2 protein-coding genes are annotated in these 904 nt (G+C 76.2%); both read left to right on the plus strand.

The window, feature by feature from the left end; translation table 11 throughout:
• Nucleotides 1–720, plus strand: a 720-nt coding sequence (locus PROKR_RS03330; protein ID WP_211240016.1) for a gamma-glutamyltransferase, incomplete at its 5' end; no start/stop codon positions are given.
• Nucleotides 704–904, plus strand: a 201-nt coding sequence (locus tag PROKR_RS03335; protein ID WP_036959501.1) for an ATP-binding cassette domain-containing protein, incomplete at its 3' end; no start/stop codon positions are given. The genes PROKR_RS03330 and PROKR_RS03335, both read left to right, overlap by 17 nt.

Here is a 904-nt window from a genome sequence, read left to right on the forward strand (position 1 = left end):
CCGGGCGCGCCCGGGGGCGGCGCGGCGTCGGGCGTGGGCGAGCCGACGGTCGAGGTCCCGACGGGCTCGACCCGGGGTTCGCTGGTCGAGCCCGTCGAGACCCCCGACTCCCCCGAGCACACCGGCGCCACCCGCGGCGACACGTGCCACATCGACGTCGTGGACCGCTGGGGCAACATGGTCTCGGCCACGCCGTCGGGCGGCTGGCTGCAGTCCTCCCCCACGGTGCCGGGCCTGGGCTTCTGCCTCGGCACGCGGCTGCAGATGACGTGGCTGGACGAGGCGTCGCCGTCGGCCCTGACCCCGGGACGGCGACCGCGGACCACGCTCACGCCCACGCTCGTGCTGCGCGACGGCGAGCCGGTGATCGCACTGGGCTCGCCGGGTGGCGACCAGCAGGACCAGTGGCAGCTCCTGTTCCTGCTGCGCGTGCTGGTGGGCGGGTACACCCCGCAGCAGGCGATCGACGCGCCGGCCCTGCACACGACGTCGTTCCCCGGCTCCTTCTGGCCGCGCACCTGGACGCCGGGCGGCGCCGTCGTGGAGGACCGGCTCGGCGAGGACGTCATCACCGCCCTGGAGGGCCGCGGCCACGTGGTGACCCGGGCTGGCGACTGGGCGCTGGGGCGCCTGTCCGCCGTGACCCGCGACCCGGCCACGGGCCTGCTGGGGGCGGCCGCCAACCCGAGAGGAGCGCAGGGCTATGCCGCAGGACGCTGACACCACGCGCGGGTCGAGCCCGGACCCCGGATCGAGCCTGTCGAGTCCACCTCTCCTGCGCGTACGCGGCCTGGAGGTCGCCTACGGCGACATCCCCGTCGTGCGCGGCGTCGACCTCGACGTCGCGCGCGGGGAGCGGGTGGCGATCGTGGGCCAGTCCGGCTCGGGCAAGTCGACCGTCGTG

Source organism: Promicromonospora kroppenstedtii DSM 19349 (assembly GCF_000515355.1).
GTDB lineage: Bacteria > Actinomycetota > Actinomycetes > Actinomycetales > Cellulomonadaceae > Promicromonospora > Promicromonospora kroppenstedtii.